General features: G+C 71.2%; 14 protein-coding genes and 1 pseudogene. 10 read left to right on the top strand and 5 right to left on the bottom strand.

The genetic code is table 11. From position 1 onward, the window contains the following. Both ACFWE2_RS07840 and rfbB read left to right on the top strand, forming a co-directional pair. Positions 1-200, top strand: a pseudogene (locus tag ACFWE2_RS07840) (UDP-glucose 6-dehydrogenase); the annotation flags it as partial. Between the two features lie 3 nt (positions 201-203). Next, on the top strand, positions 204-1,199 hold the full coding sequence (gene rfbB, locus ACFWE2_RS07835; RefSeq protein WP_377223650.1) for a dTDP-glucose 4,6-dehydratase: 996 nt from the start codon (positions 204-206) through the stop codon (positions 1,197-1,199). 59 nt (positions 1,200-1,258) lie between these two features. Here rfbB and ACFWE2_RS07830 read toward each other — a convergent pair whose 3' ends face one another. Next, positions 1,259-1,879 carry a dTDP-4-dehydrorhamnose 3,5-epimerase family protein gene (locus tag ACFWE2_RS07830; RefSeq protein ID WP_377223649.1) on the bottom strand — a complete coding sequence of 207 codons (621 nt, stop codon included), beginning with the start codon at positions 1,877-1,879 and terminating at the stop codon, positions 1,259-1,261. A 42-nt stretch (positions 1,880-1,921) separates the two neighbouring features. Here ACFWE2_RS07830 and rfbD point away from each other — a divergent pair, with 42 nt between their 5' ends. Beyond that, positions 1,922-2,812 carry a dTDP-4-dehydrorhamnose reductase gene (rfbD, locus tag ACFWE2_RS07825; protein ID WP_377223648.1) on the top strand — a complete coding sequence of 297 codons (891 nt, stop codon included), beginning with the start codon at positions 1,922-1,924 and terminating at the stop codon, positions 2,810-2,812. Between the two features lie 9 nt (positions 2,813-2,821). On the opposite strand, the gene rfbA is transcribed toward rfbD, so the two are convergent. After that, positions 2,822-3,685 (bottom strand): glucose-1-phosphate thymidylyltransferase RfbA, encoded by an 864-nt coding sequence (gene rfbA, locus ACFWE2_RS07820; RefSeq protein WP_377223647.1) that lies wholly within the window; start codon positions 3,683-3,685, stop codon positions 2,822-2,824. A gap of 137 nt (positions 3,686-3,822) precedes the next feature. Between rfbA and ACFWE2_RS07815 the strand changes: the two genes are divergently transcribed. From ACFWE2_RS07815 to wecC, 3 genes are all read left to right on the top strand, one after another. Continuing rightward, complete coding sequence (locus ACFWE2_RS07815; RefSeq protein WP_377223646.1) at positions 3,823-4,038, top strand: hypothetical protein; 216 nt, start codon at positions 3,823-3,825, stop codon at positions 4,036-4,038. 317 nt (positions 4,039-4,355) lie between these two features. Then, positions 4,356-6,152 (top strand): glycosyltransferase, encoded by a 1,797-nt coding sequence (locus ACFWE2_RS07810; protein ID WP_377223653.1) that lies wholly within the window; start codon positions 4,356-4,358, stop codon positions 6,150-6,152. A 10-nt stretch (positions 6,153-6,162) separates the two neighbouring features. After that, positions 6,163-7,416, top strand: coding sequence for a UDP-N-acetyl-D-mannosamine dehydrogenase (gene wecC, locus ACFWE2_RS07805; protein WP_377223645.1), 1,254 nt, complete (start codon positions 6,163-6,165; stop codon positions 7,414-7,416). Between the two features lie 13 nt (positions 7,417-7,429). On the opposite strand, the gene ACFWE2_RS07800 is transcribed toward wecC, so the two are convergent. Continuing rightward, positions 7,430-9,862, bottom strand: coding sequence for a polysaccharide lyase 8 family protein (locus ACFWE2_RS07800; RefSeq protein WP_377223644.1), 2,433 nt, complete (start codon positions 9,860-9,862; stop codon positions 7,430-7,432). Between the two features lie 128 nt (positions 9,863-9,990). Here ACFWE2_RS07800 and ACFWE2_RS07795 point away from each other — a divergent pair, with 128 nt between their 5' ends. The 4 genes from ACFWE2_RS07795 to ACFWE2_RS07780 are packed head-to-tail and all read left to right on the top strand — an operon-like array spanning position 9,991 to position 16,687. Then, positions 9,991-12,909, top strand: coding sequence for a glycosyltransferase family 2 protein (locus tag ACFWE2_RS07795; RefSeq protein WP_377223643.1), 2,919 nt, complete (start codon positions 9,991-9,993; stop codon positions 12,907-12,909). A 1-nt stretch (position 12,910) separates the two neighbouring features. Continuing rightward, on the top strand, positions 12,911-14,392 hold the full coding sequence (locus tag ACFWE2_RS07790) for a polysaccharide pyruvyl transferase family protein (protein ID WP_377223642.1): 1,482 nt from the start codon (positions 12,911-12,913) through the stop codon (positions 14,390-14,392). Between the two features lies 1 nt (position 14,393). Next, the gene (locus ACFWE2_RS07785) at positions 14,394-15,455 is read left to right on the top strand and encodes a glycosyltransferase family 4 protein (protein ID WP_377223641.1); all 1,062 of its coding nucleotides are present in this window, start codon (positions 14,394-14,396) and stop codon (positions 15,453-15,455) included. After that, positions 15,452-16,687: a hypothetical protein gene (locus ACFWE2_RS07780; protein ID WP_377223640.1), complete on the top strand. Its 1,236-nt coding sequence runs from the start codon at positions 15,452-15,454 to the stop codon at positions 16,685-16,687. Before ACFWE2_RS07785 ends, ACFWE2_RS07780 begins: the two co-directional genes overlap by 4 nt. Before the next feature lie 35 nt (positions 16,688-16,722). On the opposite strand, the gene ACFWE2_RS07775 is transcribed toward ACFWE2_RS07780, so the two are convergent. Then, entirely contained in the window at positions 16,723-17,841 is a 1,119-nt protein-coding gene (locus tag ACFWE2_RS07775; RefSeq protein WP_377223639.1) for a hypothetical protein, read from the bottom strand. Then, entirely contained in the window at positions 17,810-18,487 is a 678-nt protein-coding gene (locus ACFWE2_RS07770) for a sulfotransferase (protein WP_377223638.1), read from the bottom strand. Before ACFWE2_RS07770 ends, ACFWE2_RS07775 begins: the two co-directional genes overlap by 32 nt.

Raw genomic sequence — 18,487 nt, 5'->3', positions numbered from 1 at the left:
AGCGGATCAAGGCCAAGGGCATCGAGGTCATCGTGTACGAGCCCGCCCTGGACGAGACCGAGTTCTACGCCTCCGAGGTCGTGCGTGACCTGGACGTGTTCAAGTCCCGGGCCGATGTCATCATCGCCAACCGGCGTACCGAGGCCCTCGACGACGTCGCCGACAAGGTCTACACCCGCGACATCTACGGACGGGACTGAGCCGTGCGGGTACTGGTCACCGGCGGCGCCGGCTTCATCGGCGCCAACTTCGTGCACCAGACGGTGCGGGAACGTCCGGACGTGCGGGTCACCGTCCTCGACGCCCTGACCTACGCGGGCGACCGGTCCTCGCTCGACGGCGTCGCCGGCCGGGTCGAGCTGGTCGAGGGATCGGTCACCGACGCGCCGCTCGTCGACCGGCTCGTGGGGGAGTCGGACCTGGTCGTGCACTTCGCGGCGGAGTCGCACAACGACAACTCGCTGGACGACCCCTCGCCGTTCGTGCAGACCAACCTCGTTGGCACGTTCACGCTGCTGGAGTCGGTGCGCAGGCATGCGGTGCGGTTCCACCACATCTCCACCGACGAGGTGTACGGGGACCTGCCGCTGGACACGCCCGACCGGTTCACGCCGGAGACGCCCTACAACCCCTCGTCGCCCTACTCGGCGACCAAGGCGGGCTCCGACCTGCTGGTCCGGGCGTGGGTGCGGTCCTTCGGGGTGCGCGCCACGATCTCGAACTGCTCCAACAACTACGGGCCGTACCAGCACATCGAGAAGTTCATCCCGCGTCAGATCACCAACCTGATCGACGGCGTGCGCCCCCGCCTGTACGGCGCGGGCCTCAACGTGCGCGACTGGATCCACGTCGAGGACCACAACTCGGCCGTGTGGACCATCATCGAGAAGGGCCAGGTCGGCGAGACCTACCTGATCGGTGCGGACGGTGAGACCAGCAACCTCGACGTCGTGCGGACGCTGCTGGAGATCTTCGGCCGCGACGCCGACGACTTCGACCACGTGACCGACCGGCCGGGGCACGACCTGCGGTACGCGATCGACGCGAGCCGGCTGCGGACCGAGCTGGGCTGGTCGCCGCGGTACACGGACTTCCGCGAGGGGCTGGAGGCGACGGTCGCCTGGTACCGGTCGAACGAGCCGTGGTGGCGGGGCGCGAAGGCGCTGACGGAGGCCAAATACGCGGCCTCAGGCCAGTAGCCCGTTGAGTGCTGGGTATTTGTCCTTCTGGCACGCAGAAAACGGCAAATACCCAGCACTCAACGACGCTGGAGGGTGGTGAGGTAGGCGTCCACCGCTTCCGTCGTCGGGAGGAGGTTCTGGGCTCTTGCCTCGGCGAGGGTCGGGGCTGCCTCGTCCTTTTCCGAGAGCTGCGGGGTGATCGGGGTGCCGTCACGAGCCGTCGTCGGCCACTGGATGCCCAGGGCCGGGTCGAGGGGGTGGATGCCGTGCTCGCGGCCCGGCGCGTAGCCGGTCGAGCACAGGTACACGACGGTGGAGCCGTCCTCGAGGGACATGAAGGCGTGGCCAAGGCCCTCTGACAGGTAGACCGCCTTTCGGTCGACGTCGTCCAGCAGGACCGTGTCCCAGGTGCCGAAGGTGGGTGAGCCGACGCGGATGTCCACCACGACGTCCAGCACGGCGCCCTTGGCGCACGTGACGTACTTGGCCTGGCCGGGCGGCACGTCAGCGAAGTGGATCCCGCGGAGGACACCGGCGGCCGACACGGAGGTGTTGACCTGCTGCAGGTCGAACGAGTGCCCGACGGCGTCGGCGAACGGGCCCGCCTTGAACGCCTCGAGGAAGACGCCACGCGGATCGCCGAACTGCTTCGGGGTGATCTCGAACGCGCCCGGCACGGTCAGCTCGCGGTACTTCATGGGGCTCCTCGCGGGGATCGGTGGTGGCCATAGGATCCTAGGGTGGCTCAGGATCCCGAGGTGACCAGGACGCAGGGCGTGGCGCAGCGATGGCTGGTCGTGGGCGCCGCCGGAATGCTGGGCCAGGACGTCGTGAAGGCGGCAGCGGGCGCAGGCCATCAGGTGACCGGGTTCGGCCGGGACGATCTGGACGTGACCGACGCCGCGGCGGCGCGGGCCGCGGTAGTGGGCTACGACGTCGTCGTCAACTGCGCCGCCTGGACGGCCGTGGACGACGCCGAGACGCACGAGGCCGAGGCGTTCGCGGTCAACGCGACGGCCGCCGCCCACCTCGCCCGGGCAGCGACGGCGGCAGGCACCCGCCTGGTCCACGTCTCGACGGACTACGTGTTCGACGGCGACGGGACCGAGCCCTACCCGGAGGACGCGCCGGTCTCCCCGCGCTCCGCGTACGGGCGCACCAAGGCCGCCGGCGAGTGGGCGGTCCGCGCGGAGTCGGCCGACGCGGTCGTGGTCCGGACCGCGTGGCTGTACGGGGCCGGCGGACGCTGTTTCCCCCGGACCATCGCGCGTGCCGCCGGCGAGCGGGACCGGCTGAGCGTCGTGGACGACCAGACGGGGCAGCCCACCTGGACCGCCGACGTCGCGGACCTGATCGTGCGCCTGATGGCCGCCCGGGTCCCGGGCGGGATCTATCACGGCACGTCGTCGGGTCAGGTGACCTGGTGCGGTTTCGCGCGCGAGGTGGTGGCGGCAGCCGGGCTGGCCACTCCCGTCGACACGACGACGAGCGCTGCCTACCAGCTCCCCGCGCCCCGCCCCGCGTACTCGGTGCTCGGGCACGAACGGCTCCACGAGGTCGGCGTCGAACCGATCGGGGACTGGGCCGAGCGCTGGAAGGCGGCGGCGCCCACGGTTCTCGCCGGCCTCTAGCGGGGCGGGCTACTCGTCCAGCAGGCCCAGCAGGTAGCTCCCGTAGCCGGACTTGGTGAGCTTCTCCGCGCGGGCGCGCAGCTCGTCGTCGGACAGGAAGCCGCGGCGCCAGGCGACCTCCTCCGGGGCGCCGATCTTCAGGCCCTGCCGTCGTTCGATGGTGCGGACGTAGTCGGCGGCCTCCAGCAGCGAGTCGAACGTCCCGGTGTCGAGCCAGGCGGTGCCACGGGGGAGCACCTCGACCTGGAGCCGCCCCTGGCGCAGGTACTCGGCGTTGACGTCGGTGATCTCGTACTCGCCGCGAGCCGACGGCTTCAGCGCCCTGGCAATCGTGACGACGTCGTTGTCGTAGAAGTACAGGCCGGGTACCGCATAGCTGGACTTGGGCCGCACCGGCTTCTCCTCCAGGGACAGTGCCCTGCCGTCGCCGTCGAACTCGACGACGCCGTACGCGGTCGGGTCCGCGACGCGGTAGGCGAAGACGGCGCCGCCGTCGATGTCGGCGAAGCGCGTGAGCTGGTGGCCCAGGCCGGGGCCGTAGAAGATGTTGTCGCCGAGCACGAGCGCCACCGAGTCGTCACCGATGAACTCCGCGCCGAGCACGAAGGCCTGTGCGAGCCCGTCCGGCGAGGGCTGGGTCGTGTAGCTGATCGAGACGCCGAACTGCGAGCCGTCCCCGAGAAGCCGGTGGAACTGGTCGGCGTCGTGCGGCGTCGTGATGACCAGGATGTCGCGGATCCCCGCCAGGATCAGGGTGGACAGCGGGTAGTAGATCATCGGCTTGTCGTAGACCGGGACGAGCTGCTTGCTGATGCCCTGGGTGATCGGGTGGAGGCGAGTGCCTGAGCCGCCGGCGAGAATGATTCCGCGCATGGGGCGGATCTTGCCACGTCGGGGTCGGCGAGGGGTCGGCAGGCGGCCCGTCGACGGGGTCGGCACGGGGTGAACCGGGGGTGATCTCCTGCCGCTATTGATGCGGAGGCAGTCCCTGGGCCTGTAGTTAGATGGGTATGCATGAAACCGATGGCGGCACGGGTGTCCTCGCCCGGCCCGAACCTCCCGACCCGGTGCGACACCCCGTGCGCCGCGCGCGCCGCGGCAGGGGATTCGTCGCAGCACTCATAGCCGCCGCCGTGGTGCTTCTCTGCGCCAACGGTGCCGTCGCCTACTTCGGCTACCGGATCTCGCTCGACGAGAAGGCCGGGGGTATCGAGCGCGTCCGCTGACGCTCGACGAGTTGCCCGGGTGAACCTGGGTGCCGCGCGCCCGCTATCGGCGACCTGAGCGGACTCCGCTTGTAGCATGAGGCGACCAATGGCGCATCCTGGACTTCCGGCACCTTCATCCAGCGCCTGGCAGGGTGCTCTTTCTGGCTTGTTGCTCTCAAGCAGACATTCAAGCTGCCTCTCAAGCAGACAGGGACATTCTTGCCGTGAAGGATCGCGCGCCGGGCATGGTGGGCAGGCTTCGCCGGGCGCTGTGGCACCTCCGCCACGGAGGGCCCGCCCAGCTTCGGACCTATCTCCGCAGGCAGCGGGTGCCGATGGCCGCGCAGACCGGTGGCGCACGCCGGACGAAGGACGGTCTGACGTTCGACCCGTGGCCCGCCCGCCCCGCGTCCGGCACGGCGTCCGCCCCCGGCCGCCGGAACCTGCGCGTCGGCGTCGTCCTCGACGACTTCTCGCGGCTGGCGTTCGCGCCCGAGTGGAACCAGGTGGCGCTGACGCCGGCGACCTGGCGTGACGAGCTCGCCGCTGGGCTGGACCTGCTGTTCGTCGAGTCGGCCTGGAACGGCAACGACGGCGCCTGGCAGTACCACCTGACCGGCACCTCCGCCCCGCGTCCGGCGTTCGTCTCTCTCGTCGAGGCCTGCCGGGCCGCAGGCGTGCCGACGGTCTTCTGGAACAAGGAGGACCCGGTCCACTTCGAGGACTTCCTCGACACCGCGCGGCTGTTCGACCGCGTCTACACGACCGACGTCGACCGGGTACCCGCCTACGTAGAGGCCCTGGGGCACGACCGGGTCGGCGTGCTGGAGTTCGCCGCGCAGCCGGCGATCCACAACCCTGTCCGGCTGCACGGCAGGGGCCCGGAACGCGACGTCGCGTTCGCCGGCATGTACTTCGCGCACAAGTATCCCGAACGGCGCGAGCAGATGGACCTGCTGCTCGGCGCGGCGCTGGACGTGTCGCCACGGATGGAGCACGGCCTGGAGATCTTCAGCCGGTTCCGCGGCAAGGACCAGAAGTACCAGTTCCCCGCGCCGCTGGACGGTCGCGTCGTCGGCTCGCTGGACTACGACCGCATGCTGACCGCGTACCGCGAGTACAAGGTCTTCCTCAACGTGAACTCGGTGGTCGGCTCGCCGTCGATGTGCGCGCGCCGGATCTTCGAGATCACCGCGAGCGGCACACCGGTCGTCTCCACCCCGAGCGCGGCGGTGGGGGAGTACTTCCCCGCCGACGAGGTCTTCGTCGCGGCCACCCGCGAGCACGCCGCGCACACCATCCGCGCGCTGGTGCGCTCTCCGGAGCTGCGCGACCGGGCGGTGCACAAGGGGCAGCGCCGCATCTGGCGCGACCACACCTATGCCGCGCGGTCCCAGCGGGTGCTGCACTCCGTCGGCCTTGCCGAGTCCGAGGCAGTGCCACGGCCCGGCGTGACGGCCCTGGTCTCGACCAACCGACCGCACCAGCTCGACCATGTCCTGGCCACGCTCGGGGCCCAGCAGGGTGTCGACCTCCAGGTCGCCCTGCTGACGCACGGCTTCGAGGCGGACGACGCCGACCTGCGGGCGCGGGCGAAGGAAGCCGGCGTCGAGACGCTGGAGCTGCTGTCGGCGCCGTCCGACGTGCTGCTGGGCGCCTGCCTGAACCTGCTGCTGGAGGCCGCGGAGGGCGACATCGTGGCCAAGATCGACGACGACGACCTGTACGGTCCGCAGTACCTGTCCGACCAGCTCTACGCCCTGACCTACTCGGGCGCCGACGTGGTCGGCAAGCAGGCGCACTACATGTACCTCGAAGGGCCGGACGCGACGATCATGCGGTTCGCGGACCGTGAGCACCGGTACACCGACCGCGTGATGGGGCCGACGATCGTCGCCGCGCGCGCCGTCGCCACCGACGTGCGCTTCCGCGAGCTGGCCCGCGGTGAGGACACGGCGTTCCTCGAGGACGTCACCACGGCAGGCGGGGTCATCTACTCCGCCGACCGGTTCAACTTCGTGCAGGTGCGGTCCGCCGTAGGCGGGCACTCCTGGGACGTGACAGATGCCGAGCTGCTCGCGAGCGGCGAGGTCAGGCACTACGGGCGTGCGGCGACGCACGTCTTCTTCTGAGGCGGGAAACATGGGGATCAGTAGCGTCAGCGTGATCGGGCTCGGGTACATCGGGCTGCCGACGGCGGCGATCCTGGCCGCGAACGGCGTATCGGTCACGGGCGTGGACGTCAGCCCCGCGACGGTCACCGCGGTCAACCGCGGGAAGGTGCCGTTCGTGGAGCCGGACCTGGCGGGCTACGTCGCGGAGGCGGTGTCGGCGGGCAAGCTGCGTGCGGTGCCGACGCCGGAGCCCGCCGACGCGTACATCGTCGCCGTGCCGACGCCGTTCATGGACGACCACAAGCCCGACCTCTCCTACATCCGGTCGGCCGCCGAGGCGCTGGCGCCCACGCTGCGCGGCGGTGAGCTGGTGATCCTCGAGTCCACCTCGCCGCCGGGTACCACGCAGCGCATGGCGGACTGGATCCTCGCCGTCCGCCCGGACCTCAGTCTCGACGGCTCGGCCGGCCGGCCCCGCATCTACGTCGCGCACTGCCCGGAGCGGGTGCTCCCGGGGAAGATCATGGTGGAGCTGGTCACGAACGACCGGATCGTCGGCGGGATCACGCCGGAGGCCGCACAGCGTTCGCGCGACCTGTACCAGGTCTTCTGCCAGGGCGAGATCCTGCTGACCGACGCGGCGACCGCCGAGGCGGCCAAGCTCGTCGAGAACTCGTTCCGCGACGTGAACATCGCCTTCGCCAACGAGCTGTCCCTCGTCGCGGACCGGCTGGGCATCGACGTCTGGGAGCTCATCAGGCTCGCGAACCACCACCCGCGGGTGAACATCCTGCAGCCCGGCCCCGGCGTGGGCGGGCACTGCATCGCCGTCGACCCCTGGTTCCTCGTCGACGCCGCACCGCAGGAGGCTCGGCTGATCCGGACGGCCCGCGAGGTCAACGACGCGAAGCCCCGCTGGGTGCTGGACAAGGTGCTCGACACCGTCGCCGGGATCGAGGCCCCGGTCGTCGCAGCCTACGGGCTGGCGTTCAAGCCGAACATCGACGACCTGCGCGAGTCGCCGGCCGCCGAGATCGTGCGTGAGCTGGCGACGACGTCGCCGGACATGACGGTGCTGGCCGTCGAGCCGCACATCGACGAGCTGCCCGCCACCCTGGCGGACCTGCCCAACGTGCGGCTCGTCGACGCCGAGGAGGCGCTCGCGAGCGCCGACGCCCACGCGCTGCTCGTGGACCACACCGTCTTCCGTGCCCTGGCCGGACCGCTGGCGACCAAGCGGCTCGTGGACACGCGGGGCATGACGGTGGCCAGGCGCGCCTGACCGCCGCCTGCGGTCAGTCGGTCTCGAGGACCGTGGTGAAGGTCTGCCCGCGTGCGTCGGACAGGTCGACGAGCAGCGTCGCGGCAGCACCTTCGGTCCGTACCTCGATCCGCGGGTCGGCGCTGACCACCTGAAGGACGCGGTGGTCGAGCCCGACCCTTACCCTGCCCTGCAGGGTCTGGCTCGGGTCGCTCAGGGCCACCGACAGGGTCTTCCCGTCCTGGACGACCACGACGGACACCCTGGTGCGGGCGGTGATGCCGGCGACCGACTGCTCGCCGGTGGACCCGAAGCTGGCTCCGACGGTGTTTCCCCTGCGGACGGCCTGCAGCCCGAGCGTGTTGGCGAGGACCGTGACCGGCGGGCTCGCCGCGTAGGCGCGGACCGCCTCGCGGGAGGCCCCGGGCAGCAGGACGTACGCGTACCGGCCGCCCTGCGGCCCGTGCCCGTGGTCGATGCGGAGCGTCACGTAGTCGTTCCGGATCTCCTCGTCGAAGTCGAACGCCGTGCTCTCGTTGATGTCGGACCAGCGCCCGGTCCGCGACTCCCGCGACGCGCGGACCCGCGCGTCCGACAGCAGGACGTAGCCGATGTCGGACCCGCCGGCGGGGCCCGTGAGGTGCGCCCACCCGGGGTTGTCGAACGACCGCTCCGTCGGCGCCGTCCCGAGGTCGGTCCCGTCGACGACGAACGCCTGCGCGCCGCCGGAGAGCCTGCGGTTCTCGACGACGGTCTCGACGGGCCGGCCGCCGGGACCGGTGATCCCCGCGCCGAGCGCCACTATCTCGTCCCCGAGCAGGAACCAGGTCTTGCGCCCGGTCACGGCGGCAGGGGAGTCGGCGGGGGTGCGGAACGCCATGGTGGCGAGACCGTTCGAACCGAGCGCGACACCGCCGGCGAGGGCGGCGTCGCTGAGCGCCTCGGCCCCGCTCCCCGGCGCCGGCTCTCCCGTGGGGACCGTCGTGCCGGGGATGCGGGTCGCGTCCACCGTCGGCCAGTAGCCGTCGTCGAACTGGGCGAGGTCGTCGTCGTACAGGTAGGTCGCGCCGCTGCCCGTCCACCAGCCGTGCCGGTTCTCGCCGTTGATCGCCTCGTAGGTCGCGATCCGGGAGGACGACATGGCTATCGCGAACGTGAACCCGGGGCGCCGGTGCACCACGCGGTCCATCCCCGCGAAGATCCTGGTCCCCTCCTCGGGAGCCGCCGCGGGCACCGCGGAGCTCAGCAGGCGATGGGTCGCCGCGACAGCTGGCACGTTGTTCGTGCCGGGGAACGGTGTGAGCGTGTCCTGCTCGATGACGAGGCGGGTGAGGCCCGCCAGCTCGTCCCGTCGGCCCGGCCCGGCCAGCTCGCTCAGCGCGAGGAACGCCGCCATCGCGATGTGGCCGGCGTTGTGGTCGGTGGCCGGCCGGCGTGAGATCTCGCGACCGCGCACGGGGCTGAGGAGGGCGCCCTTGTGCAGCCACGGCGCGACGCCGCCGGTGGCGAAGTCCAGGAGGAAGTCGAGGTGGGCGTCGTCGACCTGCCAGCGGGAGCCGTGCAGCAGCTCCACGAGCCGTACGGAGCTCCTGAGGAACGCGATCCCGTATCCGCCGGTGTAGGGGTGGTGCTGGTGCTGGACGAACGAGCCGTCGGGGTAGACGCCGTCGCCCGACGTCACGGTGCGCAGTGCGCGCTGCAGGCCCTCGCGGGCCGCGTCGAGCTTGGCGCCGTCGTCGAGGAGCATCGCGCGCTCGGCGACGACCTGGGAGGTCCAGACCAGGTTGGCCCCCTCCTTCGAGGGCTCCGGCGTGAACGAGTCGACGGGGGCCAGGTACCGCTCAAGCCGGTCGGTGGACAGGTCGTCCCGCAGCAGCAGGCAGATCGAGGTGAGCGCGAGCGGGACGCTGATCTCCCTGTCGAACCAGGGTTCCTCCAGCGTGGTCTCGTAGCCCGCGTAGCGTTCGTGCAGGAGGTCGAGCCCGTCGACGATGCGGGTCCGCAGCTCGGGGTCCCGGTACAGCGCGCCGCCCGCCGTCCCGTAGGCGAGCGCCATGGAGCTGAGGCGGCCCGACGTGTGGCGCAGTGCCACGGCGCGGGTGCGGCCGGTGCCGTCGAGCGGGAGGTCCGGCCAGACGCCCGTGCGGTCACCGCGGGGGGACATGTCGGCGAGGGCTTTCCGGGCGGCTGCGTCGACGCCTTCGACGGCCTGGGCGATCTCCGGCACCGACAGATCGACGTCACCACCGGTGAGCTGGGTGTACCAGCGCGCCCGTAGCCGCGCGTACGGGGTGGTCGCAGTAGCCTCGGCGGGTGGTGTCGGACTGCTCGTCGGGTCGGGTTCGCTCCGGCGCAGGTACGTGACGCCGATACCGGTCCCGGCCACGAGCAGGCCGCCCACGAGCAGGAGCTGGCGGCGGCCGATGATCAGGCGGCGGTTCGGCTGTTCGCCGTCGGTGGAGGTCATCAACGTGCGAGGGTACCGGTCGGAAACATTTCCATGCTGGTCAGCCGCTAGCATGGGCCGACCGACGGCGCATCTTGAAGCTGTGATTTCCATGCCGGAAGCTGGATCACGAAGGGGAGCAGAAGATCTTGACGGGGACTCCCGGGACACGGGACGAGCAGATACCGCTCCTGTCGGTCGTGGTGCCGGTCTACGGGGTGGAGAGGTACCTGGACGACTGTCTGAACAGCCTCGTCGACCAGGATCTCGCGCAGGAGATCATCGTCGTCGTCGACGCCTCGCCGGACCGTTCGGTAGTCGTCGCGCGTGAGTTCGAGGCCGCGTACGACCAGGTCCGCGTGGTGGAGAATCCGGTGAACATCGGGCTGGGCGCCGCCCGTAACGTAGGCCTCGGCCACGCACGGGGGAAGTACGTGACCTTCCCGGACAGCGACGACATGGTCGTGCCCGGTGCGTACGCGTCGCTGGTCGCCTCGCTCGAGCGGTCCGGCTCGGACTTCGCCACCGCGTACGCGGACGAGTTCGGCACGTCGTCGGGCAGGCACCGGTACTGGACCACGCGCCCCGCCGTGTACGCGACGGGTGCGGAGGGCGCGACCCTGGCCGACCTCCCTGAGCTGGTGTACGACCACACCGCCTGGACGAAGGTGTTCCGGCGCGAGTTCCTGGTGCGGGAGGACCTCCGCTGGCCGGAGACCACCAAGTGCGAGGACGTCGTACCGTCGATGCGCGCCTACGCCGCGGCGTCCGCCTTCGACGTCGTGCCCCTCTGCCTGTACCTGTACCGGCGCCGGCCGGGGTCCATCACGACCGCGCTGACGTCGTCCCGGACGATCCTGGACTGGGCGGTCCAGGTCAGGGAAGCCTTTCGCGTGGTCGAAGGTGTGGGCGTCCCGGAAGCCGTCCAGCTCTTCGTGGAGAAGGTGCTGCGCTACGAGGTCGCCTCGCGCATCACGTCGCTCGGCGACGTCGACGACGAGACGCGACTGGCGGCCACGACGCTGGTGGCGGAGCTGCTCGAGGCGAGCGAGGCCGCGACGCTGCGCAGGGTGCCGACGGCGACGCTCACGGCCGCTCTCGGTCTCCTGGCCGGTCCCGAGCCGGAGGCGCGCCACGAGGGGCTGCCCGCGCCGCTGCTCGAGGCGCTGGCCCTGACAACCGACGGCTCCGGTCCCGCCCCGGCCGCGCAGCCGGGACCGATGGTCTCGGTGGTCATGCCGACGTTCGACGTGGACCCGTGGATCGACGCGTGCGTCCGCTCCGTGCTGGAGCAGACGATGGGCGATCTCGAGCTGATCGTCGTCGACGACCACTCGACGGACGGCACGTGGGAGAAGGTCCTCGACTGGGCCCGCCGGGACGCCCGGGTCGTACCGGTGCGCAACCCCGGCAGCGGGGGCGCGCAGGCAAGGAACGCGGGGCTCGAGCTGGCCAGGGGCAGGTACGTCATCTTCTGCGACGGCGACGACCTCGTGCCGCGGCACGCGTACCGGACGCTCCTCGACCTCGCCGAGAGCAGCGCGGCCGACGTCACCGTGGGCGGCTTCCAGCGGGTGTGGACCTCGACGACGTGGAGCGACCCCAAGAAGTACGGGCTGGAGACGCGGCTCGAACGGACGACGCTCGACCTCAACCCACGGATGATCCGGAACCGCACCTGCTGGAACCGGCTCATCCGCAGGGACTTCTGGGTGGAGCACAAGCTGCACTTCCCGACCACGCCGCGTGGCAACGACATGCTCCCCATGACCGCCGCCATGCGGTTCGCGCGGAGCATCGCCGTGACGCCGGAGGTGGTCTACCACTACCGTGCGCGCCCTGGTGCGAGCTCGATGACCGCACGCCTCGGCGACGTGCGGTCGCTGATCGGCTACTTCGTGCAGGAACGCCTCTGCGCGGTGCTGGTGGCGGACGACGACCGGAGCGAGCTCGCGCGCGAGTACTGGCATGCGGCGCTCGGGTCCGACGCGTGGGCGACCCTCGGGAAGCTGCTGCAGGACGGGTTCGACCATCTGGAGCAGGAAGACCGCGCCGCGGTCTCGGCCGCCGTCGCCGGGCTGGTCTCGCTCGCGCCCTTCGAGGCACTGGAGCGGATCGGCGCGCGACGCGCGCTCGTCTTCCACCTCGCCGCCCACGGTCACCTCGACCTGGCGCGCACCGTGTGGGAACGCGAGGTGGGCAAGAGGTACGCGAGCGGTTCGGACACGATCACCACGTTCGCCGAGGCGCTCTCGGCCGCCATGGCCGACGGGCTCGACCGCCGTCTGGCCGGGCGGCTCTGGCGCAACGACGTGATGCGCCCGTTCATCGACGGGTCCCACGCCTGGGACGACAAGCTCGGCGAGCGGATGATGGTCTTCGCGAGCAAGATCGATCCGGAGGTCTCGCTGCGGTCGACGGCGACCCCCGCGACCAGAGAGGTCCGCGTCGCGGAGGCCCTGCTGCACGGCGAGCTGAACGACGTCTGGCGCGAGTCCCAGTACAACCCGTACCGGTACCGGCCGAAGTTCGCCGCCTCCGTCACGGGGGTCCGGGGACGCGTGCTGCACCTGCGGGGCAGCGGACCGGTCCGCCCGGGCGTCCGCGTGCTCCGGCTCCTCGCGCTCGGCTCCGTCGGCAAGCAGCGGGACGTGCACAGCCAGCGGGTCTTCGGCCGCGTCTCGGTGAACGAGAAGGGCTGGTCGGTCGACGCGGACCTGACGGCCCTCGAGCCGGGGTACGACTGGCGGCTTCGCGTGATCGTCCAGGACGCGTTCGGCGAGCTCGAGCTGCCGGTCCGCATCGAGTGGCCGGGTGGGGTCTCGTCCCTGAGCGTCGTGCGGCCCATGAGGCTGGCGAACGGGGACGAGCTCGGCCTGCGCACGTTCGCCTCCGGTACGGCACGGGTCGCCACCGCGGTTCGCTGGCGCGGTATCCGGGTCGGCCGGCGCGCCAGAAAGCTGCGGGCCTACCGAGCCGTCGAGTGGCGGATCCAGCGAGCCGCCAAGAACCGCAGGAACCGGAAGAAGGCTGAGCTTCAGATTGCGTCTCGGAGGAACGATGCCTGAGGTGAGCGGAGACCGGGCCGTCACCCGGGTCGCCGGGGTACCGGTGGTGCACTGGAACCCGATCCGGTCCGGTGCCCCGGTGGCGAACTTCGGCGACGTCCTCGGCCCGGCGATAGTCTCCCGCCTGGTCGGATCCTCGGCACGCACCGTAGCACCCGACGGGCCGGCGCTGCTGTCGGTCGGCTCCATCCTGCACCTCGCGCCGGAACGGTCCGTCGTGTGGGGGTCCGGGGTGAACGGCAAGATGCTCGCGGCGACCAAGGACATCCCGGACGGGGTGACGTTCCGTGCCGTCCGTGGCCCGTTGACCCGGCGCTTCCTGTCGAGCCACGGGCTCGACGTGCCGGAGGTCTACGGCGACCCGGTCCTGCTCCTCGCCGACGTCATGCCGGAGCTGCTCCGGGTCAGCCGCGCTCCGGTGCGGGACGTGCTCTTCGTGCCCAACTTCAACGACAAGCACGACGTCCCAGCGGTGGCCGGCGAGCACGAGCTGGAGACGCTCGACTCGCAGGACCACGTGGACTCGGTGCTCCTGCAGATCGCCTCGAGCCGGTTCGTGATCAGCACGTCGCTGCACGCCGTCATCGTCGCGGAGGCGCTCGGGATCCCCGCCCGCTTCGCGCGGTCCGCGCACGAGCACCCGTTCAAGTACCGCGACTACCTCGCCGGCACGGGCAGGCCGTTCGAGCCGATCGCCGAGACCGTCGAGGAGGCGTTCGTGCTGGGCGGCCAGCCCGAGCCGAGGTTCGACGCCGACGCGCTCCTCGAGGCGTTCCCCTGGGAGCTGTGGTCCCCGGGCGGCGGGACGCCCTCGGCGACGCCGGAACGGGAGCGAACGAGCCCTGACGACCGGGACCGGGCCTGGATCGCCGCCATGGAGGGCTCGCGGGGCGCGGAGCTCGACCGTGCGCGGGCCGAGTACGAGGGCCTCCTGCGAGGCCTCACCGACGAAGCCGGCCGCACCACCGACGCCGCCGAGCTGGCGGACCTGCGCCAGTGGCACTACGCCGAGGTCGCGCCGGACTCCCTGCCGGCCGATCTGAGGAGCGTCGACGCCGCGGTGCGCACGTTCTCCCGGCCACGCATCGAGGAGGCCGCCCGGCGGGTCCGGGACGGGCTCAGCGCCGTGGCGTACGCGGCGGTGCCCCGGCCGCGGGGGACCGTGCTGAGTCTCGCTGTGCTCCTCGCGGACACGCAGACCCCGGTCAGCGAGGTGCGGCTCACGAACGAGGCGCTCGGCGACCACGTCGGCCTGCCGCACCACGTCCTGCCGCCCAGGACGGCGCAGCTCGACCTCGACGTCGTCCTGCCGCCCGCCTGGGGCGCACCGGAGGCCACGCGCTGCCTGGTCTCCGTCCACCACGACGACGGGACGGTCCGGACGACGGAGCTGGCCTGGTCGAAGGACCTGCCCCGGCTCGCGCCCGAACCGGTGCCCGCCGGGCCGACGACCGTGGCCGGCGCCCAGGAACAGGAGCGATGACGTGGCCAGGATCAGTGTGTTCCCCTACTGGACCACGAACCCCTACCTGAACATGCTCTACATGGAGGCTCGTTCGCAGGGTTGGCGGGTCGACGGCAAGTGGCGCTACCACGAGCTGCTGAACGAGCTCCAGGTGCTCCAGGCCGGTGACATCCTGCACCTGCACTGGACGAGCCCGGTCGCGGAGAACGTCAAGGACGCCGCGGAGCTCCGGTCGCGCATCACGCAGCTCGACGGCGCGCTGTCCGGCGCCCGGGCCCGTGGCGTCGAGGTCTTCTGGACCGTGCACAACACCATCTCCCACGACACCGAGTACCACGCCGAGGAGGTCGAGCTCGCGCGGGTGCTCGCGCGCCGGTCGTCCCGGATCATCGTGCTCAACTCGCAGACCGCCGAGGTGGTCTCCGAGTACTACGAGCTCCCGGCCGAGAAGGTGTCCCGGGTGCGGCACGCGAGCTACCAGGGTGTCTACGAGCCGTCCCCAGGGCGTCGAGCGGCGCGCCGGCGGATCGGCACCATCCCGCCCGGTGACCTGGTCATCGGGATAGTGGGCGGGATCCGCCCGTACAAGGGCCTCGGGGACCTGCTGCGGGCGGCTGGTCTCCTCGCCGAGCGCAACCCCCGCGTCTCGATGCTGCTCGCCGGCGGCACCACCGCCGACGCGATGGCGGAGATCGAGGCCGCGATGCCGGGGAACGTCACGGTGCACCGGCGCCACGGACAGCTCACCGACGAGGAAGTCGTCACCTGGGCCTCGGCCTGCGACCTGTTCGCACTGCCGTACACGCGCATCCTGAACTCGGGGAGCATGCTGCTGGCCGCGACCCTCGGGGTCCCGTGCGTGATCCCCGGTGAACCGCACCTGCTCGCGGAGTACGGCGACGAGCAGTGGGTCGAGTTCTTCGACGTCGACGCCACGTCGAGGGTGGATGCGCTGGCCGAGGCGATCGAACGCGGCCTGGACCGGCAGGGCGGTGCGCGGGCGCAGGCCGCGGAGCGGTTCGCGGCGTCCTACACGATGCACGACATGTCCGTGGACTTCGCGGAGCTGCTGCCGAGATGACCGTCGAAGCCGGAGGGCCGGAGAACGCCGTGAACGAGGTACCAGCACTGCCGAGGGGGACCACGGTGCTCCACATCGGGGCGCCCAAGACCGGTACGACGTCGCTGCAGCAGTCGGCGGCCGGATCACGCGCGCGGCTGCGTGACGGCGGGGTGCTGTACCCGGGCCGGTACGAGAACCACCGCCGGTTCGCGCGGTCGCTCCTCGGCTACCGCAAGGAGCCCTGGCTCGCGGAGCGCGCACCGGCCCACTGGTCGACGGGCATCCTCAAGCAGCTCGTGAACAACGAGCGTGACTACGCGCTGGTGAGCAGCGAGGCCTTCTCGACGGCGGGCGCGCGCGACCTGGCCCCGGTCCGGGAGGCGTTCACCATGCCGACCCACGTCGTGCTGACGCTCCGGCCGCTGCCCGGGATGCTGCTGTCCATGTGGCAGCAGCGCGTCAAGAACGCGGAGCCCCGGCCGCTCGACGCGTGGCTGGACGAGGCGTTCCGCGAGCTGCCGATGCTGCACATGCCCGGCGGCGACGTCTTCGACGAGAGCGACGGCACCGACCTCGTGGGGCGGTGGGCGGACCTGTTCGGCCCGGAGAACATGACGGTGGTCGTGCTCGACCCCGCCGACCGCGACCACATCTTCCGGGTCTTCGAGGACCTGCTCGGGCAGCGCCGCGGGACGCTGGAGCGGGTCACCGCCAACTCGGGCATGAGCGCGGTCGAGACGGAGTTCTTCAGGCAGGCCGCTGAGCAGATCCTCCAGGACACCGGATCCCGCGCACGCCGGGGACTCTTCCACGGCGGTGCGGTGAACGCCGTCATCGCCGGGCGGCCGCGGCGGTCGGACGAGCCTTCGCTGCGGGTGCCGGAGCGGGTGACCAGGCATGCGGCGACCGCCGCCATCCGGATCGCCGAGCAGATCGAGTCCGCCGGCGTCCGCGTCGTCGGCGACCTCGCCGATCTCGCGGCGGCGGGACGGGTCGGTGACCAGGCGCCCCTGCCCGAGGAGGTGCCGAGCGACCTCGCCCTGATCGCGGCCGACGGCCTGGCGCGACGCGCCGTCCAGCTCGGGATGTTGGACGAGGCCGACGCGCGCCGGCTGCGCGCGTCCGCCGTCCGGCGGATCGTCGGCGCGCGGCCGGCGGGCGACGTCCCGGAGCTGATCCCGAGCGAGCTCGCCCTGCGGGTCGTCATCGGCGTCTACGAGGGCGCACAGCGCCCGACACCAGCTGACTGACTCGGCGTCCTTGGTAGGCACATTCCGAAAAATACCTATCGCGCCAGCGGCCTCGTGTGGTCGGCGGTCCAGCCGGTGGAGCGGGCGAACATGCCGAGCAGCGCCTGCACCGCGAAGTCGAACGGGACGGAGTCGGGGGCTCCGAGCGCCGCGTCGCCGGCGGTCGGCACCGGACGCTCCAGCTCCGCCAGGTCCCCGACGACCCGTACCCCCGTCGAGCGCACGCTGTCGGCCAGGAGCTTCCCCGCCTCGACGCACGACTGGGCGGCCCAGTCCGGGATCCGCAGCCTGCCCTCCGACTCCGCGGGCTCACGGCTGGACAGCAGGCGGCCCACGACGCCGTTGTGCACGAGGTTGCGGTGCTCGCGCGACGAAGCCTGCCACTCGCCGATGACCTGCTGGTTGAGCCGGTGGACGAGCGCCGCCTCCGCCGCGGACATGCTCCGGTTGGCGCCCGCGCCGACCGGAGGCTCGGAGTGCAGGATCCCCTCCGGGAGGTCGAGCATCGACTCGAACGTGTCGAGCAGGCGCGTCGGACGGTCCTTCTCGAGGACGATGACGGTGATGTTCTCCGGGCCTACCGCCGCTGACCACCGTTCGAGCAGGCCGTAGCCGTCACGCCGGTGGAAGGCGCCGGACGCCTCGACCGTCGCGGGATCCTTGAGCACCCGCCGGAGGTAGGTGTCGAGCGACTCGGTGTTTCCCCGCTTGAGGCTCTCCTGCCAGTAGGACGGCACGAACGTGCCGAAGTTGCGCAGGACCAGCGTCACGTGCACGGGAACCCGCCCGCCGTCCCCCAGGGCGTCGACGGTGCGCCGCGCCCCGTCCAGGTTCGTCGTGCAGATCATCTCGAAGGAGACGAGAGCGCGCCTGGCCGCGTGGTGGTCCAGCTCCTTCTTGAGGTTCAGCCACCACTGCTCCTGCGGTGTCGGGTCCGAGAGGTATCCGACCTTCAGCCCGGCGAGCCACGAGGTCGCCTTGTGATGGTTCTCGCCCCGGCCCGGGTAGATGACACCCTCCTCGCGGAGCTTCTTCTTCAGGCGTGAGGCCGCGTACTGCAACGCGGTCGATCCGGTCTTCGGCAGGCCGATGTGCAGCAGCCGGGCGCCGGCGGGGACGGGCTCAGTAGGAGTGCTTGCGGGCGAGGACGTCATCGACGCGGTCCTTGTCGAAGGGTTCGCCGAGCCACTTGAACATGCCCTCGAGCGAGCCGGAGTCGGCGGTGTAGTCGTTGTAGTGCACCCGGTAGGTGCGGTTCGGGTAGGCGGCCTCCAGCTCGGCGAACTGGACCTCCGCGCGGTCGAGGATGGCGGCGCCGTTCTCGCGGTCCTTCCACCACTTGCTCGCCAGCACGTCGGCGTGGTCACGGGTGTTGATGACGAACCTGGCCCGGGGAAAGAGGCGGATCAGGAAGTCGGCGTAGGCGCGCCAGTTGGAGTGCACCCAGCGGATCTCCTTGAAACCCGTGACTCGGGTTCCCGACGGCGGCTGCAGCAGCGAGGCCAGGACGAGGGAGCGCAGCAGAGAAAGAGTCGTCTCGGGCGAGAACTGGTTGATCCCGAACCAGGGGTGCGACGGCGTGTCCGGAGACTTCTTGGCCGGATCGGTGTGCTCGCGGTGCGCCTTGTCGAGCGTGTTGAAGTACGCGAACAGGCTGTACAGGGAGTCGCCGTTCTCGCCGCGGATCACGTAGCCGGGGATCGAGTTGAGGATGCCCTGGAGCAGGGTCGAACCGGATCGCCCGTACGTGACGATGAAGACGCACCCGAGAGGGTCGCGCGCGGCGGCTGAGTCGTACAC

The organism is Promicromonospora sp. NPDC060271 (genome assembly GCF_042726755.1).
GTDB lineage: Bacteria > Actinomycetota > Actinomycetes > Actinomycetales > Cellulomonadaceae > Promicromonospora.
This window is presented reverse-complemented; position numbering and strand designations above follow the sequence as displayed.

Excerpts from the sequence above, each read along its gene's own strand:
- ACFWE2_RS07830 (WP_377223649.1), bottom strand. The coding sequence starts at position 1,879 with ATGAAGTACCGCGAGCTGACCGTGCCGGGCGCGTTCGAGATCACCCCG.
- rfbA (WP_377223647.1), bottom strand. The coding sequence starts at position 3,685 with ATGCGCGGAATCATTCTCGCCGGCGGCTCAGGCACTCGCCTCCACCCG.
- ACFWE2_RS07815 (WP_377223646.1), top strand. The coding sequence starts at position 3,823 with ATGCATGAAACCGATGGCGGCACGGGTGTCCTCGCCCGGCCCGAACCT.
- ACFWE2_RS07810 (WP_377223653.1), top strand. The coding sequence starts at position 4,356 with ATGGCCGCGCAGACCGGTGGCGCACGCCGGACGAAGGACGGTCTGACG.
- wecC (WP_377223645.1), top strand. The coding sequence starts at position 6,163 with ATGGGGATCAGTAGCGTCAGCGTGATCGGGCTCGGGTACATCGGGCTG.
- ACFWE2_RS07800 (WP_377223644.1), bottom strand. The coding sequence starts at position 9,862 with ATGACCTCCACCGACGGCGAACAGCCGAACCGCCGCCTGATCATCGGC.
- ACFWE2_RS07780 (WP_377223640.1), top strand. The coding sequence starts at position 15,452 with ATGACCGTCGAAGCCGGAGGGCCGGAGAACGCCGTGAACGAGGTACCA.
- ACFWE2_RS07775 (WP_377223639.1), bottom strand. The coding sequence starts at position 17,841 with ATGACGTCCTCGCCCGCAAGCACTCCTACTGAGCCCGTCCCCGCCGGC.